We start from the raw sequence: 3,660 nt of genomic DNA, 5'->3' as shown, positions 1-3,660 counted from the left end.
AGTCATGCGTTTGCCTGCCTTTTTCCCTGCTGGCGGTCCCGGGCCCTGCATACAAGGAGGGGCCGCCTGCGGAAAGCGTTTCGACGCCCGGGCAGGACCGTCGCGCGCGTCCGGGCCTAACCGAGCTCGCGGCGCAGGCGGTCGAGATGGGTCTTCACCAGCGCCTCGGCCGCTTCGGGCGACGACGCTTCGGCGTAGCAGCGCGTCTCCGGCGCGTTGCCGGAGGGGCGCAGATGCACGACGCATCCGTTCGCGAAGCTGACGCGGAGCCCGTCGGTCAGGTCGATCCCGGCCTCGTCGCCCGTGCCCTCGAAGAAGGAACGGCGGGCCTCGATGTCGGACGAAAGCCGGCCCACAAGCGCCGTCGCGGCCTCGGTCGGGACCTCGGTCAGGCGGTCCGCCGCGGTGAAGGTCGGCGGCAGGGCGGCGACCGTGTCGGCGAGGCTCTGCCGCCCGGCGCGGGCGGCGGCCAGCGGGGCGAGGATCGGCAGCAGGCAGTCGCGGGTCATGAGCGGCGCGAGCGTGCCCGCGGGGCCCGGAGCCTCGAAGCCGAGAAGGAAGCCGCCATTGGCCTCATAACCGACGACACGCGCGGCGGGATCGGCCGCGAGCGCCGCCTCCATCGCCGCGATGACGTAGGGCGAGCCGATGCGGGTGCGCTCGACACGGGTGAAGTCCGGCATGTCCGCGACCATGGAATTCGACGAGACCGGGGTGCAGATGTGGCCTGCGCCCAAGGCGCGGGCGGTGAGCACGCCGAGCACGTCACCCGGGACGATCCGGCCGGTGGCGTCGGCGAGCATCGGGCGGTCCGCGTCGCCGTCGGTGGAGATCACCGCATCGAGTGTGTGCTCGCTGCACCAGGCGGCGAGCATGTGGCGGGTCGCCGGATCGAGCGCCTCGGTGTCGACCGGGATGAAGCTGTCCGAGCGGGCGAGCGGCACGGCGTCGCCGCCGAGCGCGCGCACCACCTCGACCATGATGTCGCGGGCGACCGAGCTGTGCTGGTAGATGCCGATCCGCCAGCCGTCGAGCGCTTCGGGCCCGTAGGCGTCGGCATAGCGGGCGACATAGGACGGTCCGGCCCCGAGATCGTCCCGGGCCCGGGCGGAGCCGTTGCCGGCCGGCCGGCCGAGTGCGTCGAGGATCGCCGCCTCGTCCGCCTTGGAGATCTCGCCCGTCGGCAGGTAGAACTTGAGCCCGTTGCGGTCGGCGGGGATGTGGCTGCCGGTGACCATGACCGCCGCCTGCCCCGCCTTCATCGCCGCAAGCGCGAGCGCGGGGGTCGGCAGCGCGCCGCACTCGGTCACGGGCAGGCCTTCGGCGAGCGCGGCTTCGGTCACGGCCGCGGCGATGCGCGGCGAGGACTCCCTCAAGTCGCGACCGAGATAGAGGCCGCCGCCGGTCGGGCAGGCGGCGATGAAGGCCCGGACGTGGTCCGCGACGAGATCGCCCGTCAGCTCGCTCACCAGACCGCGCAGGCCGCTCGTTCCGAATTTTGGCGCCAAGGTCAGATCCTCCTGCGGGGCATCCGCGCCGGGACGACGGGAGTCGCGCTTTCCCGGGCGATCAGCTCTCGCGCAGGTCCTGCGCCGACTTCTTGATCTCGGAATACTGGCCCGACGGGCGGAACCGCCAGAGATAGTCCGGGACCACTGCCTCGAGCGAGGTGGTCTCGATCCCGAGATCCTCGAAGGTCATGGTCTTGCCCGAGACGACGTTGTCGTTGCGCAGGTTGGCGACCTGGTCGCGGGTGACCGGCGCGTCGATCATGTCGAAGCTCGCGCGTTGGACGAGGTCGAAGCTCCGCCCCATGATCGAGGCCGCCCAGAACGGCACGTTCACGATCAGCGCCCGGCGGCGGATCACCGTGAGCATGTAGCGCATGAGCTCGCGGAAGGTGCTCACGTCGGGTCCGCCGAGCTCGTAGATCCCCGGTTTCGCCTGCCCCAGAACTCCCATCACCACGGCGCGGGCGACGTCGTCCACGTAGACGGGCTGGAACCGGGTACCGGCGCCGATCACCGGCAGGAGCGGGCCCATCTTGGCCATCCCGGCGAAGCGGTTGAAGAACTGGTCCTCGGGCCCGAAGATGATCGAGGGGCGCAGGATGACCGCGTTCGGATAGGCGGCGAGCACCGCCTCCTCGCCGCGCGCCTTGGTCCGGGCGTAGCTGCTGGCCGAGTCCGCATCCGCGCCGATGGCCGAGATCTGCGTCAGCGTCGGAACGCCGAGCTCTGTGGCGAGCCTGGCGACCCGCTCGGCGCCCTGCGCCTGCGTCGCCTCGAAGGTGTTCTTGCCGCGCTCGGCGAGAACGCCCACGCAATTCACCACCGCGTCGGCGCCTGTCATCACCTCCCGCACGCTCGCATCGTCGCGGATGTTGCAGAACACCGGCTCGACCTGCCCGACGACGCCGTAGGGCCGGACCCAGATCGCATCGTTCGGGCGCCGGGTCGCGACGCGCACGCGCCAGCCCTCCTGCGCCATACGCTGGGCAACGTAGCGGCCGACGAAGCCGGAGCCGCCGTAGATGGTGACGAGCTTCTGCTTGGGCATGGCGTTCTCTTTCCTGCGCGAGATCGGATCTTGCGGAGTGTCTAGCCCCCGTGGCCCTTCCGGGCAAGGCACCGCGCCCCGGCGGGAGCCCAGAGACCTCATCTGACGTCGGAAAATCCGCCGCGAGACCCGTTGACACCCGGCCGGGCCGCAGCTACACGCGCCGTCACGCTCCCGTGCCCAGGTGGCGGAATGGTAGACGCGCCAGCTTCAGGTGCTGGTGTCCGTATGGACGTGGAGGTTCGAGTCCTCTCCTGGGCACCACAAACTCCCCCTAAGACGTTGATATTGCATGTGAAATCGTCTTACTCGGAGTGCTAGTCCACCCCGCAGACCACCTTTCGAAATTTGTGTAAAAGCGCTTCAGGCGCCGTTTTGGTCCATCGTGCTAGGTGTGCGCTCCTAGCTCATAGAATGACCGAGCCGCCAATTTTCCAATCGCGCTTCGCCTCCGCGCATCTCCAGCACTCGTCAGCACCACCTACCAGCCTCATCGCCGGTGAAGTGACACTGCGCGCTGTTCTGCGGCAGCGTCTTGCTGGGCTTGTTGCTGACCGATACCGTCTGACAAACAATGATAATTCGCAGGTGAGCCCCGAAGATGTCGCAGTCCGAGCTTTCGAGCCTCATTTGGTCCGTCGCCGATCTCCTTCGCGGCGAATACCGTCAGTCGGAATACGGTCGGGTCATTCTGGTGTTTACGGTTCTGCGCCGCTTGGACTGCGTTCTCTCGCCGACCAAGGCAGCCGTCCTTAAGGAGCGGGAAGAGAAGGCAGCGCTGGGCCTCAACCCTGCTCCGTTCATGCGCAAGGCGTCGGCCGCAAGCTTCTACAACAGCTCGACACTCGACCTAGGCAAGATCGTCGGCGACCAGGACAACATCGGCGACAACCTGCAAACCTACATCGACGCCTTCTCGCCGGAGGTACGCGACATCTTCGAGCGGTTCAACTTCGCGGAGGTCATCGACCGCCTTCGGAAGAACAAGCTGCTCTACATGGTGACCGAGAAGTTCGCGGGCTTCGACCTGCATCCCCACCGCGTGACCAACGTGCAGATGGGCCTCGTTTTCGAAGAGCTCAAGCGCTGTCTGTCAATCGG

The 3,660-nt window shown here is 68.0% G+C and carries 3 protein-coding genes and 1 tRNA gene; 2 read left to right on the top strand and 2 right to left on the bottom strand.

All coding sequences use genetic code 11. The features are described from left to right. Window positions 1-116: 116 nt before the first annotated feature. Both OCH239_RS21060 and OCH239_RS21055 read right to left on the bottom strand, forming a co-directional pair. Entirely contained in the window at window positions 117-1,508 is a 1,392-nt protein-coding gene (locus tag OCH239_RS21060) for a phosphomannomutase (protein WP_037267373.1), read from the bottom strand. 61 nt (window positions 1,509-1,569) lie between these two features. Further along, entirely contained in the window at window positions 1,570-2,559 is a 990-nt protein-coding gene (locus tag OCH239_RS21055; protein ID WP_037267370.1) for a complex I NDUFA9 subunit family protein, read from the bottom strand. A 178-nt stretch (window positions 2,560-2,737) separates the two neighbouring features. Between OCH239_RS21055 and OCH239_RS21050 the strand changes: the two genes are divergently transcribed. Together OCH239_RS21050 and OCH239_RS21045 are read left to right on the top strand one after the other, a co-directional pair. After that, window positions 2,738-2,823, top strand: a tRNA-Leu gene (locus OCH239_RS21050). Window positions 2,824-3,160: 337 nt separating this feature from the next. Beyond that, window positions 3,161-3,660: type I restriction-modification system subunit M N-terminal domain-containing protein (locus tag OCH239_RS21045; protein ID WP_037267369.1), on the top strand; the 500-nt coding region annotated here is incomplete at its 3' end.

It is taken from the genome of Roseivivax halodurans JCM 10272 (assembly GCF_000521785.1).
In the GTDB taxonomy this organism is placed as follows: Bacteria; Pseudomonadota; Alphaproteobacteria; order Rhodobacterales; family Rhodobacteraceae; genus Roseivivax; species Roseivivax halodurans.
This window is presented reverse-complemented; position numbering and strand designations above follow the sequence as displayed.

Coding starts and splice junctions, on each gene's coding strand:
- OCH239_RS21055 (WP_037267370.1), bottom strand. CDS start 2,559: ATGCCCAAGCAGAAGCTCGTCACCATCTACGGCGGCTCCGGCTTCGTC.